Origin of the sequence: Streptomyces misionensis, from assembly GCF_900104815.1 — a bacterium.
GTDB classification, from domain to species: domain Bacteria; phylum Actinomycetota; class Actinomycetes; order Streptomycetales; family Streptomycetaceae; genus Streptomyces; species Streptomyces misionensis.
Window position 1 is genome coordinate 5,419,624 of sequence record NZ_FNTD01000004.1, and the last position, 18,479, is coordinate 5,438,102.

Sequence of the window (18,479 nt, forward strand, 5' to 3'; positions counted from 1 at the left end):
CGCGGCACAGCAGAGGGCGCCCCCCTTCGCGGGGGGCGCCCTCAGCGCCGTACAAGACCCTCGTGGGGTACGTCAGTTGTCGCCGCCCAGGTGGTGCACCCGGATCATGTTGGTGGTGCCGGGGACGCCGGGGGGCGAGCCGGCGGTGATCACCACGGTGGCGCCCGTCTCGAAGCGGCCCAGCTTGGCCAGCTCCTGGTCCACCTGCTCGACCATGTCGTCGGTGGTGTTCACGAACGGCACCACGTGCGGCTCCACGCCCCAGCTCAGCGTGAGCTGGTTGCGGGTGCCCTCCTCGGTGGTGAAGGCGAGGATCGGCTGGGCGGCGCGGTAGCGCGACAGCCGGCGCGCGGTGTCACCGGACTTGGTGAACGCGACCAGGCCCCGGCCGCCGAGGAAGTCGGCGATCTCGCAGGCCGCGCGGGCCACCGAACCGCCCTGGGTGCGCGGCTTCTTGCCCGGCACCAGCGGCTGGAGGCCCTTGGAGAGCAGCTCCTGCTCGGCGGCCTGGACGATCTTCGACATCGTCTTGACCGTCTCGATCGGGTAGGCGCCCACCGAGGACTCGGCGGACAGCATCACCGCGTCGGCGCCGTCCAGGATCGCGTTGGCCACGTCGGAGGCCTCGGCGCGGGTCGGGCGGGAGTTGGTGATCATCGACTCCATCATCTGGGTCGCCACGATCACCGGCTTGGCGTTGCGCCGGCACAGCTCGATCAGGCGCTTCTGCACCATCGGGACCTTCTCGAGCGGGTACTCCACCGCGAGGTCGCCGCGGGCCACCATCACGGCGTCGAACGCCGCGACGACGTCCTGCATGTTCTCCACCGCCTGCGGCTTCTCCACCTTGGCGATGACCGGGACCCGGCGGCCCTCCTCGTCCATGACGCGGTGCACGTCCTGGACGTCCTTGGCGTCCCGCACGAAGGACAGCGCGACCAGGTCGCAGCCCATGCGCAGCGCGAACCGCAGGTCCTCGACATCCTTCTCGCTCAGCGCGGGCACGTTGACGGCCGCGCCGGGCAGGTTGATGCCCTTGTGGTCGGAGACGACACCGCCCTCGATGACGATGGTGCGGACCCGGGGGCCCTCCACGTCCACGACCTTCAGCTCGACGTTGCCGTCGTTGATCAGGACCTGGTCGCCGCGCGAGACGTCGCCCGGCAGCCCCTTGTACGTCGTCCCGCAGATGTGCTTGTCGCCGGGCACGTCCTCGGTGGTGATGACGAACTCGTCACCGCGCTGGAGTTCGACCGGGCCCTCGGCGAAGGTCTCCAGACGGATCTTCGGGCCCTGGAGGTCGGCGAGGACGCCGATGGGCCGGCCGGTCTCCTTGGACGCGGCCCGGACGCGGTCGTACCGCGCCTGGTGCTCGGCGTGGGAGCCGTGGCTGAAGTTGAAGCGGGCCACGTTCATGCCCGCCTCGATCAGGGCGACGAGCATCTCGTGGGAGTCGACCGCGGGGCCGAGAGTACAGACGATTTTCGAACGGCGCATGGGGCGATCCTATCGGTTTGTTTCGCTACGGAATATTCCGTCTGGCGGAAGATACAAATGAGAGGCGTCCTGCTCAGGTGCTGCTCAATTGCTCTTTCCGACCAGCGCATAGGTCTGCGTCGCGATCTCCAGTTCTTCATCCGTCGGCACCACGGCCACGGCCACCCGCGCGGACGCCGGCGAAATCAGCCGTGCCCGCCCGTCGCGCACGGCGTTCAGCTCCGGGTCGACCGCCGCGCCCAGCCCCTCCAGGCCCGCGATCGCCGCCTCCCGCACGGGCGCCGCGTTCTCGCCGACCCCGGCGGTGAAGACGATCGCGTCCACCTTCCCGAGGACGGCGAAATAAGCGCCGATGTACTTCTTGAGCCGGTGAATGTAAATGTCGAAGGCGAGAGCGGCCTCTTCGTCGCCCTCGTCGATCCGGCGGCGGATCTCGCGCATGTCGTTGTCCCCGCACAGACCGAACAGTCCGCTCCTCTTGTTGAGAAGAGTGTCGATCTCGTCCATGGACATTCCGCCAACCCGTGCCAAATGGAAGATGACGGCCGGGTCCAGATCACCGGATCGCGTACCCATCACCAGGCCCTCCAAAGGCGTCAGTCCCATGGAGGTGTCCACGCACCGGCCCCGCTCCACGGCGGAGGCCGAGGCGCCGTTGCCGAGGTGCAGCACGATCACGTTCGCCTCGGACGGGTCCTTGCCCAGCAGCCGCGCCGCCGCCCGCGAGACATAGGCGTGCGAGGTGCCGTGGAAGCCGTAGCGGCGCACGCGGTAGCGGTCGGCGATCCTCGGGTCGATCGCGTAGCGCGCGGCCGACTCCGGCATGGTGGTGTGGAACGCGGTGTCGAACACGGCGACCTGCGGCAGGTCGGGACGGAGCGCCCGGGCGGTGCGGATGCCGGTCAGATTGGCCGGGTTGTGCAGCGGGGCGACCGGGATCAGCCGCTCGATCTCGGTGATCACCCCGTCGTCGATCACCGTGGGCTCGGTGAAGAACATCCCGCCGTGCACCACCCGGTGCCCGATCGCGAGCAGGTCCGGCGAGTCGAGGCCCACGCCGTCCCGGGCCAGCTCCCCGGCGACCGCCTTGAGCGCCGCGTCGTGGTCGGCGATCGGGCCGTTCTGCTCCCGCGTCTCGCCGCCGGGGACGCAGGTGTGCTCGATCCGGGAGGTCTGCTCGCCGATCCGCTCGACCAGCCCGACGGCGAGCCGGCTCGCGTCCCGCATGTCGAGCAGCTGGTACTTCAGCGAGGAGGAACCGGAGTTGAGGACGAGGACACGGGTCGCGGTCACGGTACGGGCACGCTCTCTGCTCGGTCGGCGGATGTCTGGGCCTGGATGGCGGTGATGGCCACGGTCGTCACGATGTCCTGCACCAGGGCGCCCCGGGACAGGTCGTTGACCGGCTTGCGCAGCCCCTGGAGGACCGGGCCGACGGCGATCGCGCCGGCCGAGCGCTGCACGGCCTTGTAGGTGTTGTTGCCGGTGTTGAGGTCCGGGAAGATCAGCACGGTGGCCTGTCCGGCGACCTCGGAGCCGGGAAGCTTGGTGGCGGCGACGGACGGCTCCACCGCCGCGTCGTACTGGATCGGCCCCTCGATCTTCAGGTCGGGCCGGCGGGCCCGCACCAGTTCGGTGGCCGCGCGCACCTTGTCGACGTCGGCGCCCGAGCCGGAGGTGCCCGTGGAGTACGACAGCATCGCGATCCGCGGCTCCACCCCGAACCGGGCCGCGGTGACGGCCGACTGGACGGCGATGTCCGCCAGCTGCTCGGCGTCCGGGTCCGGGTTGACCGCGCAGTCGCCGTAGACCAGCACCTTGTCGGCCAGGCACATGAAGAACACCGAGGAGACGATCGAGGCCTCCGGGCGGGTCTTGATGATCTCGAAGGCCGGGCGGATGGTGGCCGCCGTGGAGTGCACCGAACCGGAGACCATGCCGTCGGCCAGGCCCTCCTCGACCATCAGGGTGCCGAAGTAGTTCACGTCCGAGACCACGTCGTACGCCAGCTCGACCGTGACGCCCTTGTGGGCGCGCAGGGCCGCGTACTTCTCGGCGAAGGCGTCGCGCAGCTCGGAGGTGGCCGGGTCGATCAGCCGGGTGTCGCCGAGGTCGATGCCGAGGTCGGCGGCCTGCTTGCGGATCCGGTCGACGGGCCCCAGCAGGGTCAGCTCGCACACGCCCCGGCGCATCAGCACCTCGGCCGCGTGCAGCACCCGCTCCTCGGTGCCCTCCGGCAGCACCACCCGGCGCCGGTCGGCGCGGGCCCGCTCCAGCAGCTTGTGCTCGAACATCATCGGGGTGACCCGGTCGCCGCTGGACGCCGCGACCCGGCTCGCCAGGTCCACGGTGTCGACATGGCGCTCGAACAGGCCCAGCGCGGTCTCCGCCTTGCGCGGGGTGGCGGCCGTCATCCGGCCCTCCAGCGAGAACAGCCGCTCGGCCGTCGGGAAGCTGTTGCCGCGCACGGACAGCACCGGGGTGCCGGGGGCGAGCCGGGCCGCCAGGGTGAGGATCTCCTCGCTCGGCACCTCGTCCAGGGTGAGCAGCACACCGGCTATGGGCGGGGTGCCGGCGCTGTGCGCGGCCAGCGCGCCGACGACCAGGTCGGCGCGGTCGCCGGGGGTGACGACCAGGCAGCCCGGGGTCAGCGCGGGCAGGAAGTTCGGCAGCATCGCGCCGCCGAAGACGAAGTCGAGGGTGTCCCGGGCGAGCCCGGAGTCGTCGCCGAGCAGCACCTTGGCGTCGAGGGCCTGGGCGATCTGGGCGACGGTCGGCGCGGACAGCGCGGGCTCGTCGGGCAGCACGTAGCAGGGCACCGGAAGCCGGGAGGACAGCCGTGCGGCGAGGTCGTCGCGGTCCTCCCGGGCCACCCGGTTGGCGATCATCGCGAGCACGTCGCAGCCGAGGCCGTGGTAGGCCCTATAGGCGTTGCGGACCTCCGCGCGCACCGACTCGGCGGAGTGGGCGCGGCCGCCGACCACCGGGAGCACGGAGGCGCCGAACTCGTTGGCGAGGCGGGCGTTGAGGGCCAGCTCGTCCGGGAGCTGGGTGGCGGCGTAGTCGGTGCCGAGGACGAGGACCACGTCGTAGTCGCGGGCCAGCCGGTGGAAGCGGTCGACGAGGGCGGAGACCAGCTCGTCGGTGCCGCGCTCGGCCTGGAGCGCGGACGCCTCGCGGTAGTCCATGCCGACCACGGTCGCGGGGTCCTGGGAGAGGCGGTAGCGCGCCCGCAGCAGGTCGAACATCCGGTCGGGCCCGTCGTGCACGAGCGGACGGAAGACGCCCACCCGGTCGGCCTGCCGGGTCAGGAGTTCCATGACCCCCAGCTCCACGACCTGGCGGCCGTCGCCCCGGTCGATGCCGGTCACGTACACGCTGCGCGTCACGTGTCCACTCCGTTTCTCATGTCGGCACAAAAGGGTCGGCACAAAAATCGCCCACCGAGGTGAGCAGAACCCTCTTGACAGTACCCCTCGGCCGGGATAAGGCGCCCGTCAGGATCGAGGGGGCGCCCGGCGGACGTGAAAGAATCGGAGACGGCGCACGCACGGACCACAGCGAGCAGGAGACAGAGCACGATGCGCATCGGAGTACTCACCGCGGGCGGCGACTGCCCCGGCCTCAACGCCGTGATCCGTTCGGTCGTGCACCGGGCGGTGACGCAGTACGACGACGAGATCATCGGTTTCGAGGACGGCTACCGGGGTCTGCTGGACCGCCACTACCGGACCCTCGACCTGGACGCGGTCGGCGGCATCCTGGCCCTCGGCGGCACCATCCTCGGCTCGTCCCGCCTGGAGCGCGACCGGCTCCGGGAGGCCTGTGAGCGGGCCACCGACATGGCCGAGGAGTTCGGCATCGACGCGCTGATCCCGATCGGCGGCGAGGGCACCCTGACGGCGGCCCGGATGCTGTCCGACGCGGGGCTGCCGGTCGTCGGTGTGCCCAAGACGATCGACAACGACATCTCCTCCACCGACCGCACCTTCGGCTTCGACACCGCCGTCGGGGTCGCCACCGAGGCGATGGACCGGCTGAAGACCACCGCCGAGTCCCACCAGCGCGTGATGGTCGTCGAGGTCATGGGGCGGCACGCGGGCTGGATCGCCCTGGAGTCCGGCATGGCCGCCGGCGCCCACGGCATCTGCCTGCCCGAGCGGCCCTTCGACCCGGCCGACCTGGTCAAGATGGTCGAGGAGCGCTTCGCCCGCGGCAAGAAGTTCGCCGTCATCTGCGTCGCCGAGGGCGCCCACCCGGCCGAGGGCACCATGGACTACGGCAAGGGCGAGATCGACCAGTACGGCCACGAGCGCTTCCAGGGCATCGGCACCGCGCTGGCGTACGAGCTGGAGCGGCGCCTCGGCAAGGAGGCCAAGCCGGTCATCCTCGGCCATGTGCAGCGCGGCGGCGTGCCCACCGCGTACGACCGCGTCCTCGCCACCCGCTTCGGCTGGCACGCCGTGGAGGCCGCCCACCGCGGGGACTTCGGCAAGATGACCGCCCTGCGCGGCACCGACGTCGTGATGGTCCCGCTGGCGGAGGCGGTCACCGAGCTGAAGACGGTCCCGAAGAGCCGGATGGAGGAGGCGGAGTCGGTCTTCTGACCGGCCCGCGCCGCCAGGGGAGCCGCCGGACGGCGGCACCCCCGGCGGTCGCCCGGCGTCAGCCCTTGACCGCGCCGCCCAGCGCGAAGCCGTTGCCCAGGCGGCGGGCGACCAGCGCGTAGAGCAGGATCACCGGGGTCGAGTAGACGACGGAGAAGGCGGCCAACTGCCCGTAGGCGACCATGCCGCGGTTGCCGAAGAAGTCGTTGACGCTGACCGAGGCCGGCATCCGGTCCGGGCTGAGCAGCAGCATGAAGGGGACGAAGAAGTTCCCCCACATCATCACGAACGAGAACACCGTGACGACGGCGAGGCCCGGCCCCATCAGCGGCAGCACGATCCGCAGCAGCGACTGGAGCGGGGAGGCCCCGTCGGTCCAGGCCGCCTCCTCCAGCTCCCTCGGCACCCCGTCCATGAAGTTCTTCGTCAGCCAGATGGCGAACGGGAGCTGGGTGGCGGCGAAGAACAGGATCGTGCCCTCGAAGGTGTCGATCAGGTTCACCCGCACGAACAGCGCGTAGACCGGCACCATGATCGCCGTGATGGGCAGGCTGGTGGCGAACAGGATCGTCAGCAGGAACGGCCGGTTGAGCCGGGAGCGGAACCGCGACAGCGGATAGGCGGCCAGCGCGGCGCAGGCGACGGTCAGCGCGGTGGCGAACCCGCACAGCACCAGGCTGTTGAGCATCGGGGTGTAGGTGATGTCCGGGGTCAGGATCGCCCGGAAGTTGCCCAGGGTGAGCGGGTGCGGGAGCCGCACCCGCAGACCGGCGTGTGGGTCCACGGCGGCCAGTACCACCCAGGCCAGCGGCAGCGCGAACGCGGCGGCCACCAGCAGCAGACAGGCGTCCGCGGCGAGCCTGCGGGCGGGGCGGGAGCGGGCCATCAGACCTCCGTCCGCAGCAGCCGCAGGTACACGACCGAGAACAGGGAGCCGACCAGCAGCAGGAGCAGGGCGACCGCGGTGCCGTAGCCGATCATGCTGTTCTGGAAGGCCTGTTCGTACATGAACAGCGGCAGGGTCTGGCTCCTGTCGCCCGGACCGCCCCGTGTCATCACCCAGATCAGCCCGAACACCGAGAGGGTCTGGAGGGTGTTGAGCATGAGGTTGGTGCCGATGGAGCGGCGGATCATCGGCAGGGTGACGTGCCACAGCCGCCGCCAGCCGCCCGCCCCGTCCACCTCGGCGGCCTCCGTGATCTCGGCCGGGATCTCGTCCAGCGCCGCCGAGTAGACCAGCATCGAGAACGCGGTCCCGCGCCACACGTTGGCGAACGACACCGCGAGGATCGGCAGCGTGTACAGCCAGTTCTGGCGGGGCAGGTGGAGCCAGCCGAGGACGGCGTCCAGGGTGCCCTCGCGCCGGAAGAACGCGTACAGCAGGAACCCCGCGACCACCTCCGGCAGCACCCAGGCGGTGACCACCACCGCGCCGGTCACCGCCCGCACCGGCCGCGACGCCCGCCTCATCAGCGCGGCCAGCGCGAGCCCCAGGGTGTTCTGCCCGACGATCGAGGACAGCACGGTGAACACCAGCGTCAGCCATACCGCGTTGAGGAAACCGGCGTCCCCGAAGGCCCGGCGGAAGTTGGCGAGCCCCACGAAGGAGGAGTGCGCCTGGCCGGTCAGCTGCAGATCGGTGAAGGCGATGAGGACGCAGTAGGCGATGGGTCCGGCGAGGAAGAGCAGCAGCAGGACGACGGCGGGCGCGACCGGGAGCGTCCGGGTGAGCCGCTGCCTCACCTGCGCACCACCTGGCCGCCGGTGACGTCCTTGAGCGTGGCGTCGTAGTCACCCGCCGCCTGCGCCACCGACCGGTCGCCGGTCGTCACGCCTTCCATCGCCTCCTGGATGGCCGTCGACACCTTCGGGTACGCGGGGAACGCGGGCCGGTAGTGGGTCGTCGCCACCAGCTCGGTGAAGAACCTGATCCCGGGCTGGGCGCCGGTGTACGCGGGGTCGGCGGCGACGTCCTTGCGCACGGCGATGCCGGAGTTGGCGATGTACCACTTACGCGCGTTGTCCTTGGTCTGGAGCGTCTTGACGAAGTCGAAGGCGAGGTCGGGATGGGCCGCGCGGGCCGGGACGGACCAGGCCCAGCCGCCGGACATGCTCACCTTGCCGGGCGCCTGTCCGTGCTGGGTGGGCATGTAGGCGAGCCCCAGCCGCTTCGACCAGTCGGGCCATTCGTGTCCGCTGCCGGGCAGCCAGTCCTGCGGCAGCCAGGAACCGTCCAGATCGATGCCGAGCCTGCCCTGGGGGAGGAGTTCGCCGCGCACGGTGGTGGCGTAGTTGGGGTCGAGGGCGTCGGAGACGTCCGGGCCGAGCTTCTCCCGGAAGACCGTCCGCAGGAAGGCGAGCGAGTCCTGGAAGCCCCGGCTGCCGGTGATCCACTTCTTGCTCGTGGCGTCGTACAGCGGATCGCTCCGGCCGTCGTTCGTGCCGTAGAGCAACTCCTCGAAGCCCTGCATGGTGGCCTCTTCGCCCGCGGGCTTGCCGGTGTAGACGTTGAGCGGGGTGACGCCGGGCACCTTCCGCCTGATGGTGCGGGCGGCGGCGAGGATGTCGTCCCAGGTCCTCGGCTGCCAGTCGACGGGCAGCCCCGCCTTGCGGAACACCCGCTTGTCGTACCAGAGTCCGCGGGTGTCCGTGCCGTCCGGGACGCCGTACGTCCTGCCGTCCGCCCCCTTGACCGCGGCCGTCGCGGTGTCGATGAACCGCCCCCACTCCGGCCACGTGCGCAGATACGCGTCGAGGGGCTTCAGATACCCGCTGGTGATGTCGGAGTTGATGAGGAAGGTGTCCTCGTAGACCAGGTCGGGGGCGGTGCGCGGCGAGCGCAGCATCTGCTGGAGCTTGGTGTAGTACTCCGAGTCCGGCGCCTTGATCGGCACCAACTCGACCTTCTTTCCCGGATGTTCGCGCTCGAACTGCTTCTTGATCCCGGCGAGGTAGGTGTCCATCACCTTGACCGAGTTGTCGGTGGACTGCTTGTACGACACCTTCAGCGTGTTCGGTCCGGAGCCGGAACCGGTGCCGCACGCGGTGAGGGCGCAGGCGGCGAGGACGGTGGTGAGGAGGGCGGAGAGAGCGGCGGTGGGGCGCACGGGCATGACCTCCTGCGGGCGCACGTGGAAAGTGGCCTCGGTGGTAGCCGTGAAGGTAAGAGCGGCGGTCCGGCCGGGTCAATGCGTGTGCACCGTAAGGAAGTTCGCGATCTCCGCCGGCTCAGTGCCGCTGCGGCACCCAGCGGTACACCAGCTCCGGCCGTCCCACCTGGCCGTACAGCGGGCTGCGCGCGGCCCGGCCGGTGTCCACCAGGTGCTCCAGGTAGCGGCGCGCGGTGATCCGGGAGATGCCCACGGACTCGGCGACCCCGGCCGCGGTGAGACCGCCGGCCGCCTGCCGCAGCACGCCGGTCACGCGCTCCAGGGTGGGCCCGCTGAGCCCCTTGGGCAGCGCGGCCGGCGCCGGGGCCCGCAGCACCGCGAGCGCCCGGTCCACCTCGTCCTGCCCGCTCGCCTCGCCCGCCGCGGCCCGGAACTCGGCGTAGCGCACCAGCCGGTCCCGCAGGGTGGCGAAGGTGAACGGCTTGAGCACGTACTGCACCACGCCCAGCGAGACGCCCTCGCGCACCATCGCCAGATCCCGGGCCGACGTCACCGCGATCACGTCCGCGTGATGGCCCGAGGCGCGCAGCGAGCGGGCGAACTGGAGGCCGTGCACATCCGGCAGATGCAGATCGAGCAGGAGCAGGTCCACCTCCGTGCGGTCCAGGACGCGCCGGGCCTCGGCGCCCGTGCGGGCCTTGGCGACCGCGGTGAAGCCGGGCACCCGGCCCACGTACAGCTCGTGCGCGTCGGCGGCGACGGGATCGTCCTCCACCACGAGCACCCTGATGGGTCTGCCGTCCGTCACGCGGCACCGCCCTCGGCCAGGGCGGGCGCCGGGCGCAGCGGCAGCCGCACCTCGAAGACCGCGCCCCCCTCCGGCGACGCGCCGGTGACCGTCAGCGTGCCCTCGTGCCGGGTCACCGCCTGCCGCACCAGGGCGAGCCCGAGCCCCCGCCCGCCGGGTCCGGCCGGCTTGGTGGAGAAGCCGCGCTGGAACACCAGGTCGGCGTGGCCGGGGTCGACGCCGGGACCGGTGTCCGTGACCCGGAGCACCAGTTCGGCCGCCGAGGCGTACGCCGTCACGGTCACCCGCGCCCGCGCGCTGCCCCGCGCCGCGTCCACCGCGTTGTCGATCAGGTTGCCGAGGATGGTCACCAGGTCCCGGGCGGGCAGCTCGTCGGGCAGCAGACCGTCGTCCAGGCGGCTGTCGGAGGACACCACCAGCTCCACGCCCCGCTCGTTGGCCTGGGAGGTCTTGCCCAGCAGCAGCGCCGCGAGCACCGGCTCGCTCACCGCCGCCACCACCTGGTCGGTCAGCGCCTGCGCCAGCTCCAGCTCGGCGGTGGCGAACTCCACGGCCTCCTGGGCCCGGCCCAGCTCGATCAGCGACACCACGGTGTGCAGCCGGTTCGCCGCCTCGTGGGCCTGCGAGCGCAGCGCCTGGGTGAAGCCCCGCTCGGTGTCCAGCTCGCCCATCAGCGACTGGAGTTCGGTGACGTCGCGCAGGGTGACGACCGTGCCGCGGTGCTCGCCGCCGGAGACGGGGGAGGTGTTGACCACCAGCACCCGGGAGGCGGTCAGGTGCACCTCGTCCACCCGGGGGTGGGAGGACAGCAGCGCACCGGTCAGCGGGGCGGGCAGGCCGAGCCCGGCGACCGAGCGGCCCACCACGTCCTCGCCCACGCCCAGAAGCTCCCGCCCGCCGTCGTTGATCAGCGCCACCCGGTACCGTCCGTCCAGCATCAGCAGCCCCTCGCGGACCGCGTGCAGCGCCGCCTGGTGGTAGTCGTGCATCCGGCTCAGCTCGGTCGCGTTCATGTTGTGGGTGTGGCGGCGCAGCCGGGCATTGACGACGTACGTGCCGACCGCGCCCAGCAGCAGCGCCCCGCCGGCCACCCCGAGCAGCGCCGTGACCTGGTCCTGGAGGCGCTCGCTTATCCGGTCCACGGTGATGCCGGCGCTGACCAGGCCGACGATCCGGCCGCCGTCCGTGACCGGGGTCACCGCGCGCACGGAGGGGCCGAGGGTGCCGGTGTAGGTCTCGGTGAAGGTGCGCCCCTGCCGGGCGGGGGCGGTGGTGCCGAGGAAGCGTCTGCCGATCTGGCGGCGGTCCGGGTGGGTCCAGCGGATTCCGGCCGGGTTCATGATCGTGACGAAGTCGACGTTGGCGTCCCGGGTGACCTTCAGGGCGTACGGCTCCAGCAGCGCGGTCGGGTCCGGGGTGCGGATCGCGTCGCGGACCGCGGGGGAGTCGGCGATCGAGCGGGCCACCGCGGTGGCCTGCCGGGCGGCCGCGTCCTCGGCCTGCCGCCGGTCGCTGACGTAGGTGAACAGCGCGTATCCGGCCACGACCACCGCTATCAGCACGGCCTGCATGGCGAACAGCTGGCCCGCCAGGCTGCGGGGACGGGGCAGGGACGGAAGACGCATGCCAGCCAGTGTGCCCCCCGGCCGTGGCGTGAACTAAATGAACGCAAGCGTGACCGCCCTCACAGGCCGGGAGATAGTCACCGCGTTCCCCAGCACCACCCCGGACGTGAGCCGCACGCCGGTCGTGCACCGACGAAGACGTCAAGGAGGGCAGTCGTGGCCGCCACCACTCCCGATACGGCACCTGCCGCACCCCGCGCCAAGCGGGACCGGACCCATTACCTGTACATCGCCGTCATCGTGGCGGTCGTGATCGGCATCGCGGTCGGTCTGATCTGGCCGGACGCCGCGGTGAAGCTCCAGCCGCTGGGCGCCGGGTTCGTCAACCTGATCAAGATGATGATCTCGCCGATCATCTTCTGCACCATCGTGCTCGGCATCGGGTCCGTGCGGAAGGCGGCCAAGGTGGGTGCCGTCGGCGGCATAGCCCTCGGCTACTTCCTCGTGATGTCGCTGGTCGCCCTCGCCATCGGCCTCGTCGTCGGCAATGTGCTGCACCCCGGCTCCGGGCTCCATCTGACGGACGCCCTCAAGCAGACGGGGCAGGCGCAGGTCGGCAAGGACGCGCTGCCGCCCGTGGACTTCGTGCTGTCGATCATCCCCAAGACGTTCGTGTCCGCCTTCACCGAGGGCCAGGTCCTCCAGACGCTGCTGGTCGCCCTGCTCGCCGGGTTCGCCCTCCAGGCCATGGGCGCGGCCGGGCAGCCGGTGCTGCGCGGCGTCGAGCACCTCCAGCGGCTGGTCTTCCGCATCCTGTCCATGGTGATGTGGGCGGCGCCCGTCGGCGCGTTCGGCGCGATCGCGGCGGTCACCGGCTCGGCGGGCCTGGACGCGCTCAAGAGCCTCGCGGTGCTGATGCTCGGCTTCTACCTCACCTGTGTCCTGTTCGTCTTCGTGGTGCTCGGCGCGGTGCTGCGGCTGGTGGCCGGGGTCAACGTCTTCTCCCTGTGCAAGTACCTGGCGCGGGAGTTCCTGCTGATCCTGTCCACGTCCTCCTCCGAGTCCGCGCTGCCCCGGCTGATCGCGAAGATGGAGCACCTGGGCGTGAGCAAGCCGGTCGTCGGCATCACCGTGCCGACCGGCTACTCCTTCAACCTCGACGGCACGATGATCTACATGACCATGGCGTCGCTGTTCATCGCGGACGCGCTGGGCACCCCGATGTCGGTGGGCGAGCAGATTCCGCTGCTGCTGTTCCTGCTGCTGGCGTCCAAGGGCGCGGCCGGCGTCAGCGGGGCGGGCCTCGCCACCCTGGCCGGCGGTCTGCAGTCGCACAAGCCCGCGCTGGTGGACGGCGTCGGTCTGATCGTCGGAATCGACCGGTTCATGAGCGAGGCGCGGGCGCTGACGAACTTCGCGGGCAACGCGATCGCCACCGTGCTGGTGGGCACGTGGACCAAGGAGATCGACAAGGCGCGGGTGCGGCAGGTGCTCGCCGGCGAGCTGCCGTTCGACGAGGCGGCGTTCGACGTGCAGACGAGTACGGTTGCCCCGGTTCCCGAGCCCCGGGAGGAGAAGCTGGCCAGGGCCTAGCTGTGCTGTCCCGGGACGTTGGTGACACGCGTGCTGGGTGCTTGAACAGGTGAGGGCCTTCTGGGTTCGGTGTGGATTGCGACATCTACCGCCGACCGCCAGGAGGCCCTCGTGTCCCACCGTAACGCCCCGCTGACGCCGACTGGGAGGCTGCGTCTGGCCCGGTGTGTCGTGGACGACGGCTGGCCGCTGCGCCGGGCCGCGGAACGCTTCCAGGTCAGCCACACCACAGCCGCACGCTGGGCCAGCCGCTACCGGCAGCTGGGCGAGGCGGGCATGCACGACCGCTCCAGCCGCCCGCACCATCAACCCCGCCGCACCCCGGCTGCCGTCGAGGCACAGGTTCTGCGGCTGCGGCGCGAGCACCGGATCGGCCCGCTGCGACTCGCCGCCCGCACCGGCATCGCCGCATCCACCGTCCACCGCATCCTCGTCCGCCACGGCCTGCCTGCCCTGGCCGCCTGCGACCGGGCCACCGGCGAACCCGTCCGCCGCTACGAACGCGCCCGGCCCGGCGAACTCATCCACATCGACGTCAAGAAGCTCGGCCGCATCCCAGAAGGCGGCGGGCACCGCACCCAGGGCCGTGCCGAAGGCCGACGCAACCGCACCGGAGTCGGCTACGCCTACCTGCACACCGCCCTGGACGACCACACCCGCCTCGCCTACACCGAAGACCTGCCCGACGAGACCGCCACCACCTGCGCCGGCTTCCTACGACGAGCAACTGCCTGGTTCGCCCGGCAAGGCGTCATCGTCGAGCGGGTCCTGACCGACAACGCCTGGGCCTACACCAAGAACACCTGGCGCCAGACTTGCCGCGACCTGGGCATCAGCCCCCGCTGGACCAGGCCCTGGCGGCCCCAGACCAATGGCAAGGTCGAACGCTTCCACCGCACCCTGCTCGACGAATGGGCCTACATCCGGCCCTACACCTCAGACACCGAACGACAAGCGGCGTTCCCCGACTGGCTGGACTGGTACAACTACCACCGACCCCACACCGGCATCGGCGGCCACCCACCAGCCAGCCGCGTCACCAACCTGTCCGAACAGCACACCTAGCCCCGCCCTTCGCACTCCGGATGTCCGGCCCCGCCTGAACCGGGGCCGGGCATCCGGCATTTCGGCGTCAGGAGCCGGAACTCACCTCGGCCACCAGGGCGGTGGCCGTCTCGGCGGGCACGCCGGCCGCGGTCAGGACGGTGACCGTGGCGGAGCGGCCCGCCTCCTGCGCCGGCAGCAGCCCGTCGTTGACGGCCTCCATCACCGCGAACAGGGTCTGCTCGTGCACGTAGGCCAGGGCGGGCGCGGGCAGCGGCGAGGTGAACACCCCTTCGTCCAGGCCCTGCTGGAGCACCCTGATCTTGGCCGCGCGCACCGGGGCGAGCCGCTCGCGGATGCCCTGGACGGTGACCGTGCGCTGGGCGAGCGCGATCAGCAGCCGGTACCGGTCCGCGGTCGCCCACACCGCCAGCACCGAGCGGGCCAGGGCCCTCGCCGGGTCGTCCGCCCCCGTGCGCACCGCCGCGTCCGCTTCCCCCAGGGCCCGCACGGCCTCGTCGGTGAGGGTGCTGATCAGCGCCTCACGGCTCGGGAAGTGACCGTACACGGTCCGTCGTACGACTCCGGCGGCGCGCGCGATCTGGTCCATGGAGGCATCCGGGTCGCGCAGCAGCTCGGCGAGGGCGACGTCGAGGATGCGGCGCCGGTTCGCGTCGGCGCGGCTGGGGTTACCCGTGGTCATGGCAGTCATTCTGCACGTCCTCCCATGAGTTGCACAGCACTGTGCAACGGCGTACATTGCACATCGTTGTGCAATTGCACGCTGCTGTGCAAGTACCGACGTGAATCCGAGGAAGGCAAACCGCTGCCATGCGACTCGTCATGACCGAACCGGTCGAGAAGATGGAGCGCCCGTACGCCCGGCGCTGGTGGGCCCTGCTGGTGCTCTGCCTGAGCCTGCTGATCATCGTGATGGCGAACACCGCCCTCACGGTCGCGGCGCCCGACATGACGAAGGACCTCGGCCTGTCCAGCGCCGACCTCCAGTGGGTGATCGACGGCTACACCGTCCCCTACGCGGCGCTGATGCTGCTGCTCGGGGCGATCGGCGACAAGTACAGCCGGCGCGGGGCGCTCGTGCTCGGCCTGCTCGTCTTCGGCGGCGGCGCCGTCTTCGGCTACCTCGCCGACAGCGCCGCGACCGTGATCGCCGCCCGCGCGGTGATGGGCGTCGGCGCGGCGCTGATCATGCCGGCCACGCTGTCGCTGCTCGCGGCGACCTTCCCGCGGGCCGAGCGGGCCAAGGCGATCACGCTGTGGACCGCCACCGCCGGTCTCGCCATCGCCGCCGGACCGGTGGTCGCCGGCGCCCTGCTGCGGGACCACGGCTGGTCCTCGACCTTCCTCATCAACGTGCCGATCGCGGCCGTGGCCCTGGTCGCCGCCTTCGTCCTGGTCCCGCCGTCCAAGGCCGGCCACCACGACCGCATCGACTACGTGGGCGGCCTGCTGTCCGTGCTCTGGACTGGTGCGCTCGTCTACATGATCATCCAGGGCCCGCACTTCGGCTGGGGCGCCAAGGCCGTCACGGCCGCCGTGATCGCGGGCGCCGGACTGGTCGCGTTCGTCCTGTGGGAGCTGCGCCACCCGCGTCCGATCCTGGACGTCCGCCGCTTCGCGAACCGCCGCTTCGCCGGCTCCAACCTGGCCGTGGCCCTGTTCTTCCTGGCCGTCTTCGGCGCGTTCTACTTCCTCACCCAGCACCTCCAGTTCGTCCTCGGCTACGACGCCCTGCAGACCGGCGTGCGGATGCTGCCGCTGGCCGGCGCGGTCTTCGTCGGCTCGGCCCTGACCGGCTGGCTCACCCCGCGCGTCGGCATGAAGTGGACGGTCGGCGCGGGCATGGTCCTCGGCACGGTGGCGCTCGCCCTGCTCACCCGGGTGGACGCGGGCTCCACGTACGGCGACTTCCTGGCCCCGCTGATCATCCTGGGCCTCGCCATCGGCCTCGCCCTCTCGCCCTGCACCGACGCGATCATGGGCGCCTTCCCGGAGTCCGAACTGGGCGTCGGCGGCGCGGTCAACGACACCTCGCTGGAGCTGGGCGGCTCGCTCGGCATCGCCATCCTCGGCTCGCTGCTCGCGACGTCGTACGGCAACCACCTCGGTGACGCCACCGCCGGCAGCAAGCTCCCGCCGAGCGCCCTCGACACCGCCCAGGACTCGGTCGGCGCCGGGTACGCCGTCGCGCAGGGCATCGCCGACAAGGCGCACCAGGTCGCCGCGCAGGCCGCCCACGCGAGCAGCCCGCAGCAGGCCGCCCAGCTCAAGCAGCAGGCCGGCGAACTGGCCGCCGGCGCCCGCCAGATGGCCGACGCGGTCGGCTCCTCCTTCTCCGACGCCGTCGCCCACACCAGCCTCGTCGGCGCGGTCGTGCTCGGCGTCGGCACGGTCCTGGTCGCCCTGCTGCTGCCGGGCCACTCCACCGCGGCGCGGGCGGCGCAGGTGACGGAAGCGGAGAAGGAGCCGGCGGACACCTCGGCTCGCTGAGGGCTTCCCACCCGCATCGGTTAACGTGCCGTTCCGGACCGACCGGAACGGCACGCCGCCGCGTGGCGTCACAGAGAGCATGGAGGCACGGGGGATGAAGATCGACTGGGACCGGCGCACCTGCGCCCGCAAGGGGCACGTCACCTACGCGCCCGACGACCCCCGGCTGCGGGTGCGGCTGCACGCGCGGACCGGGCTCGGGGACGTCTGGCGCTGTCTGCGCTGCGGCGACTTCGTGCTCGGCGAGCCCGACGGCTCGGGGCCGGCCGAGGACGCGCCGCTGGTGCCGCGCGGCAAGGTGCTGCGGGACCTGTTCATCCTGCGCTTCCTCGCGATCGAGCGGGCCGTGCGCGGGGTGTTCATAGTGCTGGTCGCGGTGGCGGTGTGGAAGTTCAGCAACAGCCAGGACGCGGTACGCCGGCTGTTCAACGAGTACCTGACCGTCCTGCGGCCGGTGTTCCGCCACTTCCACTACGACCTCGACCACTCACCCGTGGTCGGCTCCATCCAGAAGGCCTTCGGCTACAAGCACTCCACGCTGCTCCTGGTCGCCGGTGTGCTCCTGGCCTACGCCCTGATCGAACTGGTCGAGGCGGTCGGCCTGTGGCGCGCCAAGCGCTGGGCGGAATACCTCACGGTCGTCGCCACGGCCGCGTTCCTCCCGCTGGAGATCTACGAGCTGACGGAGAAGATCAGCTACCTCAAGATCGCCACCCTCACCCTCAACATCCTCGCCGTCCTCTACATCGCCCTCGCCAAGCGCCTGTTCGGCCTGCGCGGCGGCCGCCGCAAATTCGACGAGGAACGCCACAGCGCGTCTTTGCTGGAGGTGGAGGAGTCGGCGGGGGTGCTGGTCTGACATCCGGCCGCTTGCCTTGACCCCGGCGTCAACGCCTACCGTCGCACGCATGCGAATCGGCGAGCTGGCCGCCCGGGCCGGGACCACGACGCGTGCCCTGCGTTATTACGAGGCGCGTGGGCTGCTTCCGGCGCGGCGGGACGAGAAGGGGCATCGCAGGTACGACGAGGAAGACCTCGGACTCCTGCGGCAGATCCGGGTGCTCCAGGACTTCGGGTTCGAGCTGGAGGAGACGCGGCCGTTCGTGGAGTGTCTGCGGGCGGGGCATCCGCAGGGCGACGCGTGTCCCGCGTCGCTCGTGGTCTACCGGCGCAAGCTCGCGGAGCTGGACGCGCTGATCGGGCAGCTGACGGCGGTGCGGGAGACGGTCGCGGGGCAGTTGCGGCGGGCCGAGCGGGCCCGGGACGAGCTGGCCGCCGAGGCATCGGTTCCGGGGGGTCCGGAACCCGTGTGCGAACTGGGAGGGCAGCGGTTGTGAGTGTGACGAGCGCAGTGGCCGAGGTGTCCGACGCCGACTTCGAGGCGGAGGTGCTCGGCGCTGAGCTGCCGGTGCTGGTGCAGTTCACGGCCGAGTGGTGCGGGCCGTGCCGGCAGCTGGCACCGGTGCTGAGGGACATCGCCGCCGAGGAGGGCGACCGGCTGAAGGTCGTCCAGGTGGACGTGGACCGCAGTCCGCGGACCACCATGGCCCACGGGGTGCTGGCGACGCCCACGCTCATGGTCTTCCGCGGCGGTGAGCCGGTGCGGTCGATGGTGGGGGCGCGGGCGAAGCGGCGGCTGCTGGCCGAGCTGGCGGACGTGCTCTGAGCGGACCGAGAGACACGGAAATCCCCCGGGCAATTGCGCCCGGGGGATTTCTTTGCGTATATTCGGTGGTTCGTGACT

The 18,479-nt window shown here is 71.4% G+C and carries 16 protein-coding genes; 7 read left to right on the top strand and 9 right to left on the bottom strand.

The window, feature by feature from the left end; translation table 11 throughout:
- Positions 1 to 72 precede the first annotated feature (72 nt).
- From pyk to pta, 3 genes are all read right to left on the bottom strand, one after another.
- A complete protein-coding gene (pyk, locus tag BLW85_RS26485) occupies positions 73 to 1,497 on the bottom strand; it encodes a pyruvate kinase (protein ID WP_070027759.1) in 1,425 nt (474 codons plus the stop codon).
- A gap of 84 nt (positions 1,498 to 1,581) precedes the next feature.
- Complete coding sequence (locus BLW85_RS26490) at positions 1,582 to 2,790, bottom strand: acetate kinase (protein WP_070027760.1); 1,209 nt, start codon at positions 2,788 to 2,790, stop codon at positions 1,582 to 1,584.
- Positions 2,787 to 4,886: a phosphate acetyltransferase gene (pta, locus tag BLW85_RS26495; RefSeq protein WP_074993315.1), complete on the bottom strand. Its 2,100-nt coding sequence runs from the start codon at positions 4,884 to 4,886 to the stop codon at positions 2,787 to 2,789. Before pta ends, BLW85_RS26490 begins: the two co-directional genes overlap by 4 nt.
- A gap of 192 nt (positions 4,887 to 5,078) precedes the next feature.
- Here pta and BLW85_RS26500 point away from each other — a divergent pair, with 192 nt between their 5' ends.
- Positions 5,079 to 6,104, top strand: coding sequence for an ATP-dependent 6-phosphofructokinase (locus tag BLW85_RS26500; protein ID WP_070027762.1), 1,026 nt, complete (start codon positions 5,079 to 5,081; stop codon positions 6,102 to 6,104).
- Between the two features lie 58 nt (positions 6,105 to 6,162).
- Here the strand turns inward: BLW85_RS26500 and BLW85_RS26505 are convergent, their stop codons facing one another.
- From BLW85_RS26505 to BLW85_RS26525, 5 genes are all read right to left on the bottom strand, one after another.
- The gene (locus BLW85_RS26505) at positions 6,163 to 6,990 is read right to left on the bottom strand and encodes a carbohydrate ABC transporter permease (RefSeq protein ID WP_070027763.1); all 828 of its coding nucleotides are present in this window, start codon (positions 6,988 to 6,990) and stop codon (positions 6,163 to 6,165) included.
- Positions 6,990 to 7,847, bottom strand: a complete 858-nt coding sequence (locus tag BLW85_RS26510) for a carbohydrate ABC transporter permease (RefSeq protein WP_074993317.1) — start codon at positions 7,845 to 7,847, stop codon at positions 6,990 to 6,992. The genes BLW85_RS26505 and BLW85_RS26510 overlap by 1 nt, the downstream gene beginning before the upstream one ends.
- Positions 7,844 to 9,217 carry an extracellular solute-binding protein gene (locus tag BLW85_RS26515; protein WP_107409186.1) on the bottom strand — a complete coding sequence of 458 codons (1,374 nt, stop codon included), beginning with the start codon at positions 9,215 to 9,217 and terminating at the stop codon, positions 7,844 to 7,846. The genes BLW85_RS26510 and BLW85_RS26515 overlap by 4 nt, the downstream gene beginning before the upstream one ends.
- 115 nt (positions 9,218 to 9,332) lie before the next feature.
- Positions 9,333 to 10,022, bottom strand: coding sequence for a response regulator (locus BLW85_RS26520; RefSeq protein ID WP_074993319.1), 690 nt, complete (start codon positions 10,020 to 10,022; stop codon positions 9,333 to 9,335).
- Positions 10,019 to 11,647: a sensor histidine kinase gene (locus BLW85_RS26525; protein WP_074993321.1), complete on the bottom strand. Its 1,629-nt coding sequence runs from the start codon at positions 11,645 to 11,647 to the stop codon at positions 10,019 to 10,021. The genes BLW85_RS26520 and BLW85_RS26525 overlap by 4 nt, the downstream gene beginning before the upstream one ends.
- A 156-nt stretch (positions 11,648 to 11,803) precedes the next feature.
- On the opposite strand from BLW85_RS26525, the gene BLW85_RS26530 reads away from it, so the two are divergent.
- Complete coding sequence (locus BLW85_RS26530; protein ID WP_070027767.1) at positions 11,804 to 13,180, top strand: cation:dicarboxylate symporter family transporter; 1,377 nt, start codon at positions 11,804 to 11,806, stop codon at positions 13,178 to 13,180.
- A gap of 111 nt (positions 13,181 to 13,291) precedes the next feature.
- On the top strand, positions 13,292 to 14,245 hold the full coding sequence (locus BLW85_RS26535; RefSeq protein WP_107409137.1) for an IS481 family transposase: 954 nt from the start codon (positions 13,292 to 13,294) through the stop codon (positions 14,243 to 14,245).
- Between the two features lie 67 nt (positions 14,246 to 14,312).
- Here BLW85_RS26535 and BLW85_RS26540 read toward each other — a convergent pair whose 3' ends face one another.
- A complete protein-coding gene (locus BLW85_RS26540; protein WP_070027768.1) occupies positions 14,313 to 14,936 on the bottom strand; it encodes a TetR/AcrR family transcriptional regulator in 624 nt (207 codons plus the stop codon).
- A gap of 119 nt (positions 14,937 to 15,055) precedes the next feature.
- Here BLW85_RS26540 and BLW85_RS26545 point away from each other — a divergent pair, with 119 nt between their 5' ends.
- From BLW85_RS26545 to BLW85_RS26560, 4 genes are all read left to right on the top strand, one after another.
- Positions 15,056 to 16,735: an MFS transporter gene (locus BLW85_RS26545; RefSeq protein ID WP_074993323.1), complete on the top strand. Its 1,680-nt coding sequence runs from the start codon at positions 15,056 to 15,058 to the stop codon at positions 16,733 to 16,735.
- A gap of 94 nt (positions 16,736 to 16,829) precedes the next feature.
- Complete coding sequence (locus BLW85_RS26550) at positions 16,830 to 17,594, top strand: DUF2127 domain-containing protein (protein ID WP_070027770.1); 765 nt, start codon at positions 16,830 to 16,832, stop codon at positions 17,592 to 17,594.
- A gap of 49 nt (positions 17,595 to 17,643) precedes the next feature.
- On the top strand, positions 17,644 to 18,072 hold the full coding sequence (locus BLW85_RS26555; protein WP_070027771.1) for a MerR family transcriptional regulator: 429 nt from the start codon (positions 17,644 to 17,646) through the stop codon (positions 18,070 to 18,072).
- On the top strand, positions 18,069 to 18,401 hold the full coding sequence (locus BLW85_RS26560; protein ID WP_279628616.1) for a thioredoxin family protein: 333 nt from the start codon (positions 18,069 to 18,071) through the stop codon (positions 18,399 to 18,401). Before BLW85_RS26555 ends, BLW85_RS26560 begins: the two co-directional genes overlap by 4 nt.
- Positions 18,402 to 18,479 lie beyond the last annotated feature (78 nt).

Coding starts and splice junctions, on each gene's coding strand:
- BLW85_RS26500 (WP_070027762.1), top strand. CDS start 5,079: ATGCGCATCGGAGTACTCACCGCGGGCGGCGACTGCCCCGGCCTCAAC.
- BLW85_RS26545 (WP_074993323.1), top strand. CDS start 15,056: ATGCGACTCGTCATGACCGAACCGGTCGAGAAGATGGAGCGCCCGTAC.
- BLW85_RS26555 (WP_070027771.1), top strand. CDS start 17,644: ATGCGAATCGGCGAGCTGGCCGCCCGGGCCGGGACCACGACGCGTGCC.
- BLW85_RS26550 (WP_070027770.1), top strand. CDS start 16,830: ATGAAGATCGACTGGGACCGGCGCACCTGCGCCCGCAAGGGGCACGTC.
- BLW85_RS26505 (WP_070027763.1), bottom strand. CDS start 6,990: ATGGCCCGCTCCCGCCCCGCCCGCAGGCTCGCCGCGGACGCCTGTCTG.
- BLW85_RS26515 (WP_107409186.1), bottom strand. CDS start 9,217: ATGCCCGTGCGCCCCACCGCCGCTCTCTCCGCCCTCCTCACCACCGTC.
- BLW85_RS26525 (WP_074993321.1), bottom strand. CDS start 11,647: ATGCGTCTTCCGTCCCTGCCCCGTCCCCGCAGCCTGGCGGGCCAGCTG.
- BLW85_RS26540 (WP_070027768.1), bottom strand. CDS start 14,936: ATGACTGCCATGACCACGGGTAACCCCAGCCGCGCCGACGCGAACCGG.
- pyk (WP_070027759.1), bottom strand. CDS start 1,497: ATGCGCCGTTCGAAAATCGTCTGTACTCTCGGCCCCGCGGTCGACTCC.